Genomic DNA, 16,113 nt, shown 5'->3' on the forward strand with positions numbered 1-16,113 from the left:
TCGCCGGCGCCGAGGGCTGCGGCGCCGGACATCACACCGAACTCAGGTTCTGGGGACGATCATTCCCGAAGTCGCCAGTGCCGCTAGCGCATTGACGTACAACGAGCGGTCATTGTCGGTGATACCGGCAGCGGCCAGTGCATCACCCGCGTTGTCGTGGTCACCGAGCGACTGCACCACTTCGACCACTGTCAGATTCTTCAGAAACGACAGCTTACGAGTGCCGAAGTGGTACAGCAGCGCGCCGAACGGTTCGGGTCGCAGAGCGACCGAAGAGTTCAGAACCCACGCTTGGTCTACGTCAAACGTCACAGGCGAAGCCGGCGCTCGACCAGTTGTGGGAGCGGACATGTCAGTAGACGCCGCACATGCCGTCGATCGACACCTCTTCGACCAACGATTCCGAGACGAGATCGGTCTCGGTGCTGGTGCTGTCGGCCGACACGGAAGGATTCTGGGCTGCCATCTGTACTACCTCCTGTTGATTGGTGTGAGCCTCACCATAATGGCACTCAGTGCATTAATGCCAGCGATCGGTTACATTTTTTTGTAAATTCTGTCGAATCTGGCCAAACGGCCAGGTACCAGCGGCACACTAGACGCCGAGATCCCGACCGATGAGATCCTTCATGATCTCGGTGGTGCCACCGAAGATCGTCTGGATCCGGGCATCGACGTAGGCCTTGGCGACCGGATACTCGTTCATGTACCCGTACCCACCGTGCAACTGCACGCACGCATCGATCACCCGTTTCGCAAGCTCGGTCGTCCACCACTTCGCCTTTGCCGCATCGACGGCCGTCAGCTCACCATCGACCACTGCCCGCAGGCAGCGGTCCACGTACTGCTCGGCGATGTCGAGCTCGGTTGCCATCTCCGCGAGCTGGAACCGGTTGTGCTGAAACGACCCGATGGACTGCCCAAAAGCCTTGCGGTCCTTGGCGTATTGCAGGGTCTCGGTGAACGTCTTGCGGGCTCCGGCGACGGCCGCGATCGCGATGGACAACCGCTCCGAGGGCAGGTTGTGCATCAGGTGATAGAAACCCTTGTCCACCTCCCCCAATACGTTGGCCACCGGCACCCGCACATCGGTGAAACTCAGTTCGGCGGTGTCCTGGGCGTGCTGGCCCATCTTGTCGAGCTTGCGACCGCGTTCGAATCCGGACATACCCCGCTCGACGACCAGCAGCGTGAATCCCTTGTGGCCGGCTTCCGGGTTGGTCCGCGCGACCACGATGACCAGATCCGAATTGATGCCGGCCGAGATGAACGTCTTGGCACCGTTGAGAACCCAATGGTCGCCGTCCAGTACCGCCGAGGTCTTGATACCGGCGAGGTCACTGCCGGCCCCGGGTTCGCTCATCGCGATGGCACCGATCAGCTCACCCGACGCGAATCCCGGCAGCCAGCGCTCCTTCTGCTCGGTCGTCGTCAGATTGGCCATATACGGGCCGACGATGTCGTTCTGCAGGCTCAGCGCCGGGGACGCCGAACCGAACTTCGCCAGTTCTTCGACGATCACGGCGTTGAACCGGAAATCGTCGATCCCACCGCCGCCGTACTCCTCCGGGAGGTTGAAGCCGATGAGTCCGTATTTGCCCGCGGCGACATAGACCGATCGATCAACCAATCGATCGGATTCCCATTGCGCCGCATGGGGTGCGATTTCACGCTCGATGAATTGCTTTGCGGTCTCCCGCAATTGCTCGTGTTCGGTCTCAAAGACGATCCTGCGCATTGCCTTCCGCCCCTTGCCACTTGCCGGTATGTTCGGATGTGCGATGCGGCATCCGCTGCCATGATAGGTGCCGAAGATGCTGGTCACGGCCGTTTCCAAGGAATTGAGGGGCCCCGACTGCGGCAACGCCGCAGTGCTCGCGGCACCGCGGATCCGATATCAGCCACCCTGGCGAGCTGTGGAGGACCTGGGGTGACACAGTCGAAGCGACCCCCGAGAGGAGTTCCATCCGTGCAGACGACGACACCCCCTGCGCCCAAGCAGGTCGAGTTCACCGGGTCGGGCGGCATCAGACTGGTCGCCGACCACTGGTCCCCCGCATCAACGGACCGGGCAGCCGACGGTGCGGTGGGCACACCGTCGCCACGGATCGTGCTCCTCATGCACGGCGGCGGCCAGACGCGATTCTCCTGGAAGAACACCGGAGCGCTGCTCGCGGCTCACGGCCACGAGGTGATCTCTCTCGACACCCGTGGGCACGGTGAGAGCGACTGGGCACCCGACGGGGACTACAGCGCCACAGCCCTGCAGGCCGATGGACTCGGCGTGCTCGCACAGTTACCCGATGTGACCGGACGACAACTGCCGGTCACGATCGTCGGCGCCAGCCTCGGGGGGCTGACAGGCATCGGAGTGGCCGCCATGGCGCCACCGAACACCGTCGACCGTCTCATCCTCGTCGACGTGGTACCCCGGCCGGAAGAACGTGGAACTTCTCGGATCCGGGATTTCATGGCGTCCGGTGGTGGCGGCTTCGACGATCTAGAACAAGCCGCCGCAGCGATTTCCGAGTACCTGCCGCACCGCCCGACCACGGGGGCAACAGAGGGTCTCAAACGGAACCTTCGCCGCCGGGAGGACGGCCGGTGGTACTGGCATTGGGATCCGGCATTCCTGAACCCGGCCGACGGCTCCGTCGTGCTGCCCAGCGACATGTTCGAGAAGCAAGCGGTGGGACTGACCATCCCGATCCAGTTGATCCGCGGCCGGCTCTCAGACGTCGTGAGCAAGGAATCGGTGGACGCATTCCGCGAGCTCATCCCCGACCTCGAGGTGACGGAGCTCTCGAGCGCCGGACACACCGCCGCGGGCGACAGCAACGACGCCTTCACGTCTGCGGTGATCGACTTCATCGACCGATGACGAACTACCATGGATCTCCCATGCAAGATGCTGGTCAGGCGAACGGAGATGATGCGTTGATCAACACATCACGGTTGCCGTGACCGCCCCCATCGGCCGCCGTCCGACGACCACCAAGTCGAAGATCACCGATGCGGCGATCGACCTGTTCACCGAAGCCGGGTTCGACGAGACCAGCGTGGATGACGTCGCCGCGGCAGCAGGCATCGCCAGGCGCACCCTCTTCCGGTACTACCCGTCGAAGAACGCCATCGCCTGGGGTGACTTCGACGAGCACCTCCACGACATGCGCCGCCTACTGGCCGAGGTCCCCGCCGACATGCCCGTGTCCGAAGCGCTGCGCAAAGCCCTGCTGGCCTTCAATCAGGTACCGGCCGATTACCGCGATCACCACCGTAAACGGATGCGCCTGCTCTTGGGTGTCCCTGCGCTGCAAGCACATTCGATGCTGATGTACACCGGCTGGCGAGAGGTCGTCGCCGAGTTCGTGGCCTCGCGCACCGGTACGCGGCCTGGCGATCATGTACCGCAGACCGTCGCGTGGACGCTCCTGGCCACCGCGCTCGCTGCCTACGAGCAATGGCTGGCCGACCCTGATTCCGATCTCGACGAATTGCTCACACGCGGTACCCGGGTGTTGAGTGATGGATTGAACAGTGCGCTGGCATCGATCTCAGCTGCTGCTAATCTGAACTAGAACGTGTTCCTGTTTTGTGGCATCCAGAGTTTGTGGTTCGAGGAGGTACGCCGGTGACAGTCACCCCACACAGCACCCGCAGTGTTGTGCTGACCGTGGCCGAGGTGGTCGACGAGACCAGTGACGCGAAGTCTCTGGTCTTCGACGTCCCCGACGATGCCGCCGACCGGTTCGACTACCGACCAGGGCAGTTCCTGACGCTTCGGATCCCGAGCGAGATGACCGGATCAGTGGCCCGTTGCTATTCCCTGTCATCGTCTCCGTTCGGCGATGAGAAGCCCAAGGTCACTGTCAAGCGGACGGCCGATGGCTACGGATCGAACTGGATCTGCGACCACGTCGCTGCCGGTGACCAGATCGAGGCCCTCCCCCCGTCCGGTGTTTTCACACCGACCGACCTCGATGCACCGATCCTGCTGCTCGGCGCCGGCAGCGGTATCACCCCGGTGATGTCGATCCTCAAATCCGTACTCGCCAAGGGCAGCGGCCGATTGGTCCTCGTCTACGCCAATCGCGGCGAGAACGATGTGATCTTCGGGTCCGAACTGAAGGATCTGCAGCACCGGTACCCGCAGCGGCTCACCATCGTCCACTGGCTCGAATCGGTGCAGGGGCTGCCGTCCGCCGAGAAACTCGCCACGCTGCTCCGGCCGTTCAAGGCCTATCACGCCTATATGTGCGGTCCCGGCCCGTTCATGGATGCCGTACACAAAGCCCTTGCCGCCGTGGAGATGTCGCACCATCAAGTGCATGCCGAGGTCTTCACATCGCTGGCCGGCGACCCCTTCGAGGACGTCGCGCCCGCGGAACTCACCGAGGAGCAGCTCGCCGACGCGGCATCCGTCGAGGTCGAACTCGACGGCGAAGTTCACCAATTGTCCTGGCCCAAAAGCCAGACGCTGGTCGACATCATGCTCAGTGCGGGTCTCGACGTGCCCTACTCGTGCCGCGAGGGCGAGTGCGGATCATGTGCCTGCACCCTCACCGAGGGAACTGTCGACATGGAGCACATCGGAGCCCTCGACGAAGAGGACGTCGCCGACGGCTACATCCTCGGGTGTCAGGCACGGCCGACGTCACCGGTCCTCAAGATCGAGTTCTGACACCGGTCACCGGAGTCCGCGATAGTGGGCTCGCTGCCCGGGCTCGAGGTGCTCTGTCGCGTAACTCAGTGCGGTACGGCCCATCTGGGCGGCATGGTCCTCGAGAAAATCGAGAAGCAACGCCCGGTCCACCCTCTTGCCCATCTCACGCAGCATCCAGCCGACCGCTTTCTGGATGAGGTCGCGGTGGTCGTCGAGGATCCGCGGCGCCAGTTCCAGAATCGGTGCGGCGTCGCCGTTTTTGATGAATGCGGCCGTCGCGATGATGGCCACGCGCCGGCGCCACAGGTCTTTCTCCGCGACGAGGTCGAGCAGGCCGTCGAAGTCGTGTCCCACCATCGACGCCCCCAGGATGTACTCGGCCGAGGAGTCCACCAGATCCCAGTTGTTGACCCGCCCGTCGAACACCGCCTGCAGGTAGAAATCCACCCAGGCCTGACGGTCCTCGGCGGTCGCAGCCTTCTCGAATCCACTGCGCAACAAGAACAATCCGGTCAGACGATGTTCGTGGACATCGCTGTCCAGCAATGTGCGGACGCCATCTCGATCCAGACCGCGAAACTGCCTGGCGACCCGGCGTTGAGCCGGTACGGTCACGCCGACGAAGCGGTCGCCCTCGCCGTATTGCCCGGGGGCGGTCTTGAAGAACCCGGCCGAGTGCAGTGCGCGGTCGGGGTCACCGAGCGCGTCGATGGCCGCCTTCACCGCGGCGGCGCTGTGCCTGCGGTCGGCCGGGGCGGCCCGCGACATCAGCCCAGGAGGTCCGAGATCTGGGTCTGGACAAGCAGTTTGGCGCGCATCTTCATCACCGCGGCCGGCTTGCCCGCACCGACCACCGCGGTGAAGATGCCGTCGCGGCTGTAGTAGACCACGAACTTGCCGTCTTCTTCGAGGACCACGTGCACATCGTCCTCGCCGGACGGATGGCCCAGGGCCTGAATCTTCACCTCGAACTGATCGCTCCAGAAATACGCGACAGCAGGCCGCGGATTCTCGACCACAACACCGAGGATTGCGTTGGCAACCTTGCTCGCCTGCTCGACCACGTTGTTCCAGTGCTCGACCCGCGACGGCACACCGGCCGCATCTTTCCAGTTCGCGACATCACCGAGTGCGTAGACATCGGGCGCGCTGGTCCGGCCTTCGCTGTCGCAGGCGATACCGCCGCCGACGGTGCGGTCGGCGAGTTCGATGCCGGAGCCGTCGAGGTAGTCGATGACCGGTGTCGATCCGATGCCGAGCACCACGATGTCGGCCGGCAGCACGGTCCCGTCGGACAGCTCGACGCCGGTGACCTTGCCGTTTTCGCTGGGCAGGCCGGTCACGCCGATTCCGGTGCGGACCTCGATGCCGCGGTCGGTGAGGATGCGGCCGACCATGTTGCCGACCTTCTCCCCCAACGCCACGGCCATCGGAGCCGGAGCCGGCTCAACCACGGTGACCTCCAGACCACGCGTCGTCAGGCTCGCGGCAACCTCACAACCGATGAATCCGGCGCCGACAACCACCGCGCGGGTGGCGCCGTCGATCTCCGAACGCAGTGAGTGGGAATCGTCGACGGTGCGCAGCACGTGGACGCCGGCCAGCCCTTCGGCGAACGGCAGACTCCGCGGAGCCAGGCCGGTCGACAGGACCAGCGAGCTGTAGGCGATCGTTTCCGATTCGCCGCCGACTGCGGGCTGCACCGTGATGGTGTGGGCAGCGGTGTCGATCGCGGTGACCAGCGTTCCGGTCCGCAGGTCGATCTTGTTCTCGACATAGAAGTCGTCGGGCTTGAGGTCGACCCGGTCCTGCTCCCCGACCAGTACCGACTTGGACAGCGGGGGCCGGTCGTACGGCGCGTAGTCCTCTTTACCGATCAGGATGAGGTCGCCCTCATAGCCTTCGCTGCGGAGGTCGTCGACCACCCGTGCACCACCGAGTCCGGCTCCGACAATCACAATCGCGGCACTCATCGCCACACCTCGCATCCCTACTTGGAGTTTGATCCGCCCGCTTTAGCCCGGCCCAACAGGTTGCAGCCCGGCAAGCAGCCAATTGCCGTCGACCTTACGCATGTCCGCCCACCTCGTGACAGCCACCACCTGTTGTTGCGGCTGTGCCGCGGGCAACGTGATGTCCTGATTCACGAACACCAGCACCCGGGCGCTGTTGTCGTCCATGTCGGCCACCCCCGTGGCGAGAACCTGCGCAGTCATCTGCGCCCCGGACTCGACCGCGGTCGGCAGCACCACGCCGGGGCCCTGGCTCCGGAACTCCAACAGCAACCGGCCGGTGAGCCGATCACCGACGGTCTCCTGCGCGGCGGTGAGCGTATCCGGCCGGAATGTCATCAACGCGGTCACCGCGTCGGCAGTCGCCAGCTGCACTTCTTGACGTTCGCCTTCGTCGGCGCGCCCGGACACGGGACGTCCGATGAACCCGACGACCGCAATCGCCGAGAGCACCATCAGTGCGACGACCAGCAGTGCGACGACGACCCGTCGGCGCGCCGGCATGGCGCGTAGGGCGGAGACAGGTTTCATTGCAGCTCGGTCCGATCGATGGTCCAGTGGTCACCGGAATCCTTCATGGTCACGAGCAAGGCCACGCGACTCTGCGAAGGATCTGCACCCAGCACGGTCGGATTGGTGCCCTCTGCCACGACCAGCACCTGGGCGCTTCCACCGTCGACCTCACCGACGATCCCGGCGGACAGCACCTGTCCGGTACTCGGGACCCGAAGTTCACCGATCACCTCGACCAGCTGCTCACGCGAGTCCTCCAGCCTCTGGCGTTGCTCGCCGGAGGTGACCGCGATTGCCTGATCGACAAACTCCTCGGGATGCGACGGATCGATCGTCAGCATCGTCGCCACCGCCGAGCGGGTGTCGTCGAGCACGGCCTCATCGCGGTCGCGGTCGGCTTCCGCGCCGTGATGCGCGATGAGCAGGACAATCGTGATGACCACCAGAACCAGCGCCACGATCGCACCGGCGACGACGGTCAGCCACAGTCGGCCCCGTCGACGTTCGGTGCGCGCCTCGATCGCCGGCGCTGCCGCGGCCCGGGCCTGCTTGGCCGCGGTACCGGCAAGGGCCACGCGCTGCCGCGCTTTGTCGACCCGGTGCGAGGCCGCGGACATTGGTTGTTCGCTCACAACACCTCGTCCGCACGGGCGATCTTCCACTGACCGCCGGTTCGCTCGAGGTGGACATCGACCACCTTGGTGACCGTTGTCGCCTCGGCGCCCGGCACCGTCTCGGTGACCAGCGCGGACACCACGGCGTCGGCGTTGTCTTCGGCAACCGCGGAGATGCCGGTGTGCACCGGATTCCACACGATGGAGACTCCGGCGGGAGGCTCGCCGGCCAGGACGGCGGCATACTGCTGCGCAAACTCGTCGGTCACCGCCGCCCGGGCCTGAACCCGGTCGTCCGGGTCGGCAGTGGAAGAAAACAGTTGGGCCACAAGCGGACCCGCCTGCCGGGCGACCTCGGCCCGGTTGTCGGACAGTTGCTGATCCCGGGCATGCAGCTGCCAGGCGGCGCCCAACGCCACCGAACAGACGACGACGATCAGCACCGCGACGACAGCCGCAATGATCGGCTTACGAAGGCTCATCCGAAGAACTCCAGTGCCGAGATCTTCAGGGAACCGCCGTCCGGCACCATGTCCACCTGGACGCGGAACCGGCGTGGCACCGGCTCGGCCGAACCGGCGTCCGTGAGGTCGCTGCGCACGGTGATCGCGGCCGTCACGATCAATGTGGCTCGGTCACCCGATCTCGATGACATCCCCACCCCGTCGACCGTGCCGGTCCCCACCGCACCGATCTGCGTGACGAATTGCGTATACGCATCGACCGATTGGGCGAACTCGTCTTCGAACTCACCTGTGGCCCCGGCCAGGATCTGCGCCGATCTCGGGTCACCGCCATCGGGGGTGAGCAGCACCTGAACGCGAGCCGCCGCTGCCCGCATGTAGTCGTCGTCGCTGTAACCGCTGTCGGACTCGGCGTAGCGGAATACACCGACGCCCGCTGCCACCGCTGCGATCACCACCAGCGCAGAAAGAATCAGCAACCACTTCGGGCGTTTCTCCCGTTCCCGGTCGCCGAGTTCGATCTCCAGCTCCGCCAACGCGGTGCGGGCGTCACGCAACTCGGACTGCGCCGCTGTATCGGCTTTGATCAGGGCACGCTGCGATGCGGGAGCAGCGGTCAGCAGCGCGCGAACGTTGAGCACCGGTTCATCGTAGTGACTCGCTGCGCGCGACGAGAGCATCGAGCGCCAACTTGGTGACCTTGCCCTGCGCACCGCGCGGCAGCTCCGGCACGATCAGCACATCCCGGGGAACTCTCGACCGCGAGAGTTCGGTGCTGACATACGTTTTCACGTCCGCCTCGTCGAGGCTCACGCCGTCACGCGGGACGACAAAGGCGCGCAAGCGTTGACCGAAGTCGTCGTCGGCAACAGCCACCACCGCGACGTCGGAGATGTCGGGATGACGGCCGAGCGCGAGTTCGACTTCTTCCGGGAAGACGTTCTCGCCGCCCGAGATGATCATCCCGTCGCTGCGCCCCTCGACGAACAAGCGGCCGGCAGCATCGAGTCGGCCGGTGTCGCCGGTGTTGAGCATCCCGTCGAGCGTCTCCTTGGATGTGCCGTTGGTGTACTTGCTGATCTGGCTGCCCGACCGGACGTAGATCTGACCCGTCTGCCCCGCGGGCAACCGGACGCCCCCCGAAACGATGGCGACCTCGACACCCAGCGGCGGTCGCCCGGCGGTGGTCGGGGCCACCGCAAGGTCTTCCGGTGTCGCGATCGTGATGTACGACGCCTCGGTGGCGCCGTAGAGATTGTGCAGCACATGCCCGAACTGCTCCTGCACCGAACGCACCAGGGACTCATCGAGTTTGGCTCCACCCGACGCGATCAGGCGCAGCGTGGAACGGTCGACCCCGGACAACTCGTCGGTATCGAGATCCATCAGCCGCCGCAACATGGTCGGGACCATCATCGCTGCGGTACAACGATGTTCGATCAGCAGCTCGAGCGAACTCTTTGCCTGGAAGCGGCGGTCCATGACCACGGTGGCCCCGGTCAGCAGACAGACCATCGTCGCCAGCAGACCCCAGCCGTGGAAGGCCGGAGCGGACATCAATACGCGGTCGGTGCCCCGAACCGCGATCTTCGAAACAAAACCCGCGGGCAACGACATCGCGGGTGCACCATTGCGCCGCGCACCCTTGGGGGCGCCGGTGCTGCCGCTGGTCAAGATCACCAACGACGACGTGTACGCCGGCGCTGCCGGCAATTCCGTCGACGCACTCGCGACCAGCACGTCAATTGTCTTGGTATCAGCGGTGTCGACGGGTTCGTCGGTCCACGCGACGTAACGCCGAACACTCGGATCGATCAGTTCCAGAACCGGAGCGAACTCGGCATCGTGCAGGATCACGTCCACGTGTTCGCGCCCGACAACCTCCGCCATCTGCTTGGCACCGAGGTCGGTGTTGAGCAGCACCACGCGGGCGCCGAGGCCGGTGGCCGAGAGCAGACCGATCACGGCGTACCGGCTGTTGCGGCACATGACACCCACGGTCGGATGCTTGTCGGTCGGCAACACCGTGCGCAGATCATTGACCACCCCGTTGCACGTGCGCGCCAGGTCGGTGTACGTGAGAGACCCGTGGGGATCGATGATCGCCACCCGGTCGCCGTACATCAACCCGTAGACCGACGGACCCGCGGCCTCGCCCCCAGCGCGACGCAGTTTGGCTATCTGCGGCAACAGTTTCGGGCTGGGCAATGCTCCGGCACGCCGCAACTCGCGGGCCGCAGATATCTCGGTCCGTATCTTGTGCAATTTCGACATCCGGCGATTCACCTGACCATGGGTGCGAGGTAGCGCTGCGCGAACTCGCGCACCGACTCCGGGGACTGCCGCCCTTCATCGAGAGGCGGCGTGTCGAGAAACGAGATAACCAGGCGCACCAGGATTTCGGTGACCGCATGCAGATCATCGTCCGGCATCTGCGCACCGGCACCACGCAGCGTCTGCATGATCCGGCCGGTGACGATCTCGATGAACAGACCGGTCACCGACTTCGTGATCCCTTGCAGGGCATCACGTTCGTCGAGCATCATCCGCCGGATCAGCGGATCGTCGTTGACCATCTGCGCTCCGGCGACAAACGCCTCGACCACGCTGTCCTGCGGACCGTATCCGACGGTTGCCGCTTCGAGCATGCGCATCCCGTCGAGGTATACGCGCTCGGCGACGCCCATCAGGAGCGCTTCCTTGTTGGGGAAACGTCGATACAGGGTACTGCGGCTGACCCCGGCCCGCTGGGCGACATCGTCGACACCGGTCTTGCGAATCCCGTTCTCTTCGAACTCTTTACGGGCCGCTGTCAGGATCGCGTCCTCCTGCTCCTGCGGCGACTCGGTGTTGCGGACCTTTCGGGTTCCACCCACGCGCTCCGCCGTGCCCGGCACGTGCTGCGCCATCACACCCGCCGCACCTTGACAGGCAGTTTGTCCTTGGGAACCGGCAGCGCGCTGTAGTCCATCGGCATCACGTAATCGTCTGGAACGGACCATTCGAATCCGCGCAGCAGGTGATGCATGATCGTCTTGATCTCCAGCTGACCGAAGTACAGGCCGATGCACTTGTGGACGCCGCCACCAAAGGGATGCCACGCCATGCGATGCGACTTGTCCTCTGCCCGTTCCGGAGTGAACCGCTCGGGATCGAATGTGAACGGTTCCTTCCAGTACTCGGTGTCGTAGTGATTCGTCAGGCCCGGCACCGAGACGATCGCGCCCTTGGGAATGAAGTGCCCCATCACCTCGGTGTCCTTCACCGCCATCCGCGGCTGTCCCGGAACCGGGGCACACATCCGCAGCGACTCCTTCATGATCAGGTCGATGTCGGTCAGTTTGGACAGATCGTCATAGGCCAGATCCGGTCCGAGTTCGAGAGACTGCTCGCGGGCCCGTCGTTGCCACTCCGGCGACTTGGCCATGTGGTAAGCCATCTGTGTCATGGTCATGGTGGAGGTATCGTGCGCGGCCATCAGCACAAAGATCATGTGATTGACGACGTCCTCGTCGGTGAACCGGTGTCCCTCTTCGCTTTCCGCGTGACACAGCACCGAGAACAGGTCGGGTGTCTGCGCCGCGCGCTTGGCCGGGATATGGCTCATCATGAACTCTTCGAGGATCTTGCGTGACCTCAGTCCCTTCCTCCAGCGACCACCGGGGACCGGCTTGCGAACGATCGATGTGCTGGCGCGCACCGTTTCGATGAACGCCTTGTTGATCCGGTTGGCCTCGGCCTGTGGGAGTTCGAGGCCCATGAAGACCTCGAGTGCCACGTCGAGTGTGAGCGCCTTGAACTCGCTGAACAGCTTCACGTCGCCGACCGGGAACTGCTTGATGCGCTCGGCGATTATCGGCTGCATCGCCTGCATGTAGCCCTTGAGGACCGGTGGCGTGAAGGCCTGCTGCAGGATCAGCCGGTGATGCCGGTGCTCATCGAAATCGAGCAACATCACACCGCGGTTGAAGAACGGACCGATGAAGAAGTTCCATGCGGGTCCGTTGGCAAAAGCCTTCTGCTTGTTCATCAGGATCTGATCGGCGGCCACGGGACCACGGCACGTGACTATCCGCTGGCCGAAGGCGTTGATGAACGAGACGTTGCCGAACTCTGCCTGTTGTGCGGCGGCGAACGCGAACGGATCGCGGCGCATCCGGAGAATCTGGATCACTCCGTTGGTGGTTGAACCCTCTACGGGCTTCAGATCGCTGTCGGGCGGCGCTGGCGCCAGGATGACCGTCATTGGTTACAACCTCCGCTAATGGAACGTTTCGAAGAAATTGTATCTTCATAGTGGGCGGCGATCCAGACCCAGGTCCGATCAGCTTGCCGCCAGCACCGCGTGACACCTGCGCAGTCGCTCCATCCACCAGCGCCGACGCTCATCCGAGGCCAACGGGGCGGAGGCGACGTCGACCTCGATCCGGCGGGGTCTGAGCAGTCCCCCGTCGGGCACAAACGGCTCGGCGACATCGGTGACGAACAGCCCGCCGGTTCCCAGCCCGCACGCCGGTGGCGCCACCGGCAACGCCGCCGCCGCAGCGACACCGGCGGACATGCCCACCGCCGAATCGAGCGCGCTCGAGATCACCACCGGGATGGGAATCCGGGCGGCCAGATCCAAGACCCGGCGCATTCCGCCCAGCGGCGCCACCTTCAAGATCGCGACATCGGCGGCTTTGGCCTCGATCACGCGCAGTGGATCCTCGGCCCGTCGGATGCTCTCGTCGGCGGCGATCGGGGTGCGAACCGCCGACCGCACTTCGGCAAGTTCTTCCAACGTGGCGCAGGGCTGCTCGGCATACTCCAGCTCCCCCAGGGCACGCAGAGCCGTGATCGCCTGCGGAACAGACCATTTCGCATTGGCATCCACCCTGACCGTGGGGATGTGTTCGCGAACGGCGGCCACCCTGGCGACGTCGTCGTCGAGAGTCTGGCCTTCCTGTGCGACTTTGACCTTGGCGGTGGTCGCTCCGGGGAAACGCTCGAGCAGTGCCTTAACATCGCCTGCCGGAATCGCCGGCACCGTGGCATTGACCGGAACGGTGTCACGGATCAACTCCGGCGGTCCGAGGTACGCGGCCTCGATGCCGGCCGCCAGCCACGCCGACGACTCGACGTCGTCATACTCCGGAAAGGCCCCGAACTCGCCCCAGCCGGCCGGACCCCGGAACAACAGCACTTCCCTGGTGGTGATGCCCCGGAATTCCACATTCATCGGCAGTGAAACAACAATGGCCGTATCGGCCAATTCCGCAAAGGACGGAAGGGAGGTCATCAGACCTCATTCACCCGACAGCCATCGGAGCATCAACTCGAGTCTGGCGTCATCGCGGGCCGGCTGCGGATTCACCGCGGCCGCAACGGATTCGCCGTCGAACAGATGAACCACCGTCAACGCGACGAGCTCGATCTGCCCCTCGGGTAGGTACTGAACAGCGGGCAACGTGCGCGCGAATGCCGCGATCTGGTCGTGGTACTCGGACAACAGGGGCGCGAGCTGTTCCCGCAATGCGGGGTCTGTGCGCGCCGCGACGAGCAGCTCGTACCAGGCACCGTTCATCGGGGCCCGGCAAGCCGCCCGCACGAGCAACAGACAGTCCTCGAGCGTCCCGGTTCCGAGTAACCCCAGCGACTGCGAAAATGCCTCGAACTGCTTGTGCCGCACATCGTCGGCGGCTGCGATCACCAGGTCGAGGCGGGTCGGAAAGTGCCGGAACAGACCGCCCTGCGACACACCACTGCGCGTACAGATCTCACTGATGGTGCTGCGCTGATAGCCGAGCTCACACAATGACTCGACACAGGCCTGCACGAGCCGCGCCTTCGTGGCGTTGCGCCGTTGTTCCTGAGTTCGCCGTGGTGGTTGGACTGTCTCGTGTTCGGTATCAGAGGTCGAGCTCACGACAGGACCTTTGCCACACTGGGCTTCTTGTCACCTGTGACACCGGCCCGCAAGAACTGTCCACTCCGCGTGGTGGTGCCGAATCCGGGTGCAAACTGACCGCGGCCATACAGATATTCACCAGACACCACTACCGCGCTCACCGCCTCATCATTTCGGTTCACCATGCGTTTGATGTCCCCGAACTCGGACATCGAGGCCTCAGCATATTCCTTGGTCTGGTCGTTCAATCCGTCCGGGTCGACGACCACCAGGTCGGCTCGATCACCCACCCGCAAGAATCCGGCGTCGAGATTGTAGAACTCACCGAGCTCACCGGTGAGCTTGTGAACGGCGGCCTCCACTGTGAGGAACGGGGTCCGCGCCCCACCCTGGGCCTCCTTCACCCGCTGGAGCAACCTGATGCCGTAGTTGTAGAACGCCATGTTGCGCAGGTGCGCGCCGGCATCGGAGAAACCGATGGTCACGCCGTTCTGATTGATCAACCAGTCGGCGATGTCGGGGCGGTCGTTGGTGATGACGGTGCGCCACCGGAACGCCGTGCCGTACTCGACGACCAGGTCGAGGAACAGATCGGTGCTGTGGATGCCCCGTTCGCGGGCCACCTGTTCCACGGTCTTGCCGACCACCGATTCGTCGGGGCATTCGGTGATCTCCGCGTCGTCGAAGTCGCGGTGCCAGATCCGCGAACTGAACTTCTTTTCGAAGTCCTCGCGGAACCACCGCCGATACTCGGGGTCCTTCAGAAGATCGTTGCGCCCCATCTCTTCTCGAAGATGCAAGGCCGCGCGGCCCGACGCGAACTCCTCGAACACGACTAGGTCGATACCGTCGCTGTACACCTGGAACGGGATCGGCAGATGCTGCCACCGCAGCGCGCCGCGGCCCCAGTTGTTCGCGACGGTGGCGATCGGGCCGAAGATCCGCCGCACCCACCGATCGGCCTTCGCATCGGCGGCAGCCAACACCGAGGTCTTGAGCGGCTTTCGTCCCAGACCGGTACTCGAGGCGAGGAAGAAGAGGATGTCGTATTTGGTGTTGAGGTTCGGGATGGTCTGCAGCACCCGATCGCGCCGTCGCAGCACTTTGTTGATCTTGCGCCGCTCACTCCATCGCGCGTAGACCGACGGCAGCGACCGCGACCGGTACCGATCACCGTCGAGTTTGTCCCAGGGATTGCTCATCGCGGACACCCCGAGGAAGCCCACATCCAGAGCATCTTCGACCGCGCGGAGCATTTTTGCCATCTCGGTCCGACTCGGCCGATGTGCGCGATCCGTGGACCGCCCCAGGCCCATCGCATCGGTGCGGATGTCGGAGTGGCCGAGGAACGCCGCGATGTTGGGGCCCAGCGGCAGTTGTTCGATCGCGTCGATGTAGGTCGCCGGATCGGTCCATGTCTTGCCGCCCTCGAGTGCGGCGATGACGTGATCCCGCGGTAGGGCCTCGACCCGGCTGAACAGATCCGCGGCGTCGATCGGAGTGGTGTAGACGGTCGACAGTGAGCAGTTACCGATGAACGCCGTGGTGACCCCGTGGCGCACCGACTCGCCCAGACCCGGGGCGACCAGTACCTCGGCGTCGTAGTGGGTGTGGACGTCGATGAATCCGGGCATCACCCATTGGCCGTGGGCCTCGATCACTCGCGTCTGCGGTCCAACCTGTAGCGGCCGGGCCGAAACCTCCACCACACGTCCGTCGCGGATCCCGAGATCACGTGTCAGGCCCGGCGCCCCTGTTCCGTCGAACCAAGTTCCGCCCCGAACGACCATGTCGTAAGCCCGGCCGCCGAGATCCTGGGCGTCGTGAGTATTGTCGAGATGAACGCTCATCTGTGACCTCCATCACTAAATATCCCACCCAATATAACATAGCGAGTGCCCGCTCGCCAAAATCTATGAATTCTGCCGACAGCAGATCCGGCCACTGCACTGCGTGG

General features: G+C 64.4%; 18 protein-coding genes. 3 read left to right on the forward strand and 15 right to left on the reverse strand.

Annotation, left to right across the window (positions count from 1 at the left end; all coding sequences use genetic code 11):
- Window positions 1-42: 42 nt before the first annotated feature.
- From mftB to H290_RS0125235, 3 genes are all read right to left on the reverse strand, one after another.
- The gene (gene mftB / locus H290_RS0125225) at window positions 43-351 is read right to left on the reverse strand and encodes a mycofactocin biosynthesis chaperone MftB (RefSeq protein ID WP_028463685.1); all 309 of its coding nucleotides are present in this window, start codon (window positions 349-351) and stop codon (window positions 43-45) included.
- A 1-nt stretch (window position 352) separates the two neighbouring features.
- Window positions 353-466 carry a mycofactocin precursor MftA gene (gene mftA / locus H290_RS30975; protein WP_020109640.1) on the reverse strand — a complete coding sequence of 38 codons (114 nt, stop codon included), beginning with the start codon at window positions 464-466 and terminating at the stop codon, window positions 353-355.
- A gap of 129 nt (window positions 467-595) precedes the next feature.
- Complete coding sequence (locus H290_RS0125235) at window positions 596-1,738, reverse strand: acyl-CoA dehydrogenase family protein (RefSeq protein ID WP_028463686.1); 1,143 nt, start codon at window positions 1,736-1,738, stop codon at window positions 596-598.
- Between the two features lie 231 nt (window positions 1,739-1,969).
- Between H290_RS0125235 and H290_RS0125240 the strand changes: the two genes are divergently transcribed.
- From H290_RS0125240 to H290_RS0125255, 3 genes are all read left to right on the forward strand, one after another.
- The gene (locus H290_RS0125240; protein ID WP_020109642.1) at window positions 1,970-2,881 is read left to right on the forward strand and encodes an alpha/beta fold hydrolase; all 912 of its coding nucleotides are present in this window, start codon (window positions 1,970-1,972) and stop codon (window positions 2,879-2,881) included.
- Window positions 2,882-2,960: 79 nt separating this feature from the next.
- The gene (mftR, locus tag H290_RS0125250) at window positions 2,961-3,578 is read left to right on the forward strand and encodes a mycofactocin system transcriptional regulator (protein ID WP_020109643.1); all 618 of its coding nucleotides are present in this window, start codon (window positions 2,961-2,963) and stop codon (window positions 3,576-3,578) included.
- 53 nt (window positions 3,579-3,631) lie between these two features.
- Window positions 3,632-4,681: a ferredoxin--NADP reductase gene (locus tag H290_RS0125255; protein ID WP_020109644.1), complete on the forward strand. Its 1,050-nt coding sequence runs from the start codon at window positions 3,632-3,634 to the stop codon at window positions 4,679-4,681.
- A gap of 6 nt (window positions 4,682-4,687) precedes the next feature.
- On the opposite strand, the gene H290_RS0125260 is transcribed toward H290_RS0125255, so the two are convergent.
- From H290_RS0125260 to H290_RS0125315, 12 genes are all read right to left on the reverse strand, one after another.
- Window positions 4,688-5,431: a DNA alkylation repair protein gene (locus tag H290_RS0125260; RefSeq protein WP_020109645.1), complete on the reverse strand. Its 744-nt coding sequence runs from the start codon at window positions 5,429-5,431 to the stop codon at window positions 4,688-4,690.
- Window positions 5,431-6,636, reverse strand: a complete 1,206-nt coding sequence (locus tag H290_RS0125265) for an NAD(P)/FAD-dependent oxidoreductase (protein WP_196809627.1) — start codon at window positions 6,634-6,636, stop codon at window positions 5,431-5,433. The genes H290_RS0125260 and H290_RS0125265 overlap by 1 nt, the downstream gene beginning before the upstream one ends.
- A 42-nt stretch (window positions 6,637-6,678) precedes the next feature.
- Window positions 6,679-7,206 (reverse strand): hypothetical protein, encoded by a 528-nt coding sequence (locus H290_RS29740; protein WP_020109647.1) that lies wholly within the window; start codon window positions 7,204-7,206, stop codon window positions 6,679-6,681.
- Window positions 7,203-7,820 carry a hypothetical protein gene (locus H290_RS0125275; RefSeq protein WP_155977052.1) on the reverse strand — a complete coding sequence of 206 codons (618 nt, stop codon included), beginning with the start codon at window positions 7,818-7,820 and terminating at the stop codon, window positions 7,203-7,205. Before H290_RS0125275 ends, H290_RS29740 begins: the two co-directional genes overlap by 4 nt.
- Window positions 7,817-8,284 carry a hypothetical protein gene (locus tag H290_RS0125280; RefSeq protein WP_020109649.1) on the reverse strand — a complete coding sequence of 156 codons (468 nt, stop codon included), beginning with the start codon at window positions 8,282-8,284 and terminating at the stop codon, window positions 7,817-7,819. Before H290_RS0125280 ends, H290_RS0125275 begins: the two co-directional genes overlap by 4 nt.
- Complete coding sequence (locus H290_RS0125285) at window positions 8,281-8,907, reverse strand: hypothetical protein (RefSeq protein WP_155977054.1); 627 nt, start codon at window positions 8,905-8,907, stop codon at window positions 8,281-8,283. The genes H290_RS0125280 and H290_RS0125285 overlap by 4 nt, the downstream gene beginning before the upstream one ends.
- A gap of 4 nt (window positions 8,908-8,911) precedes the next feature.
- Window positions 8,912-10,540, reverse strand: a complete 1,629-nt coding sequence (locus H290_RS0125290; protein WP_020109651.1) for an AMP-binding protein — start codon at window positions 10,538-10,540, stop codon at window positions 8,912-8,914.
- Between the two features lie 8 nt (window positions 10,541-10,548).
- Complete coding sequence (locus H290_RS0125295; RefSeq protein ID WP_020109652.1) at window positions 10,549-11,175, reverse strand: TetR/AcrR family transcriptional regulator; 627 nt, start codon at window positions 11,173-11,175, stop codon at window positions 10,549-10,551.
- Window positions 11,175-12,512, reverse strand: a complete 1,338-nt coding sequence (locus H290_RS0125300) for a cytochrome P450 (RefSeq protein WP_020109653.1) — start codon at window positions 12,510-12,512, stop codon at window positions 11,175-11,177. Before H290_RS0125300 ends, H290_RS0125295 begins: the two co-directional genes overlap by 1 nt.
- 78 nt (window positions 12,513-12,590) lie before the next feature.
- Complete coding sequence (locus H290_RS0125305; RefSeq protein ID WP_020109654.1) at window positions 12,591-13,547, reverse strand: o-succinylbenzoate synthase; 957 nt, start codon at window positions 13,545-13,547, stop codon at window positions 12,591-12,593.
- Window positions 13,548-13,553: 6 nt separating this feature from the next.
- The gene (locus H290_RS0125310; protein WP_020109655.1) at window positions 13,554-14,174 is read right to left on the reverse strand and encodes a TetR/AcrR family transcriptional regulator; all 621 of its coding nucleotides are present in this window, start codon (window positions 14,172-14,174) and stop codon (window positions 13,554-13,556) included.
- On the reverse strand, window positions 14,171-16,006 hold the full coding sequence (locus tag H290_RS0125315) for an amidohydrolase family protein (protein WP_020109656.1): 1,836 nt from the start codon (window positions 16,004-16,006) through the stop codon (window positions 14,171-14,173). The genes H290_RS0125310 and H290_RS0125315 overlap by 4 nt, the downstream gene beginning before the upstream one ends.
- Between the last annotated feature and the right edge of the window lie 107 nt (window positions 16,007-16,113).

The organism is Nocardia sp. 348MFTsu5.1 (genome assembly GCF_000383535.1).
Classification (GTDB): Bacteria; Actinomycetota; Actinomycetes; order Mycobacteriales; family Mycobacteriaceae; genus Williamsia; species Williamsia faeni.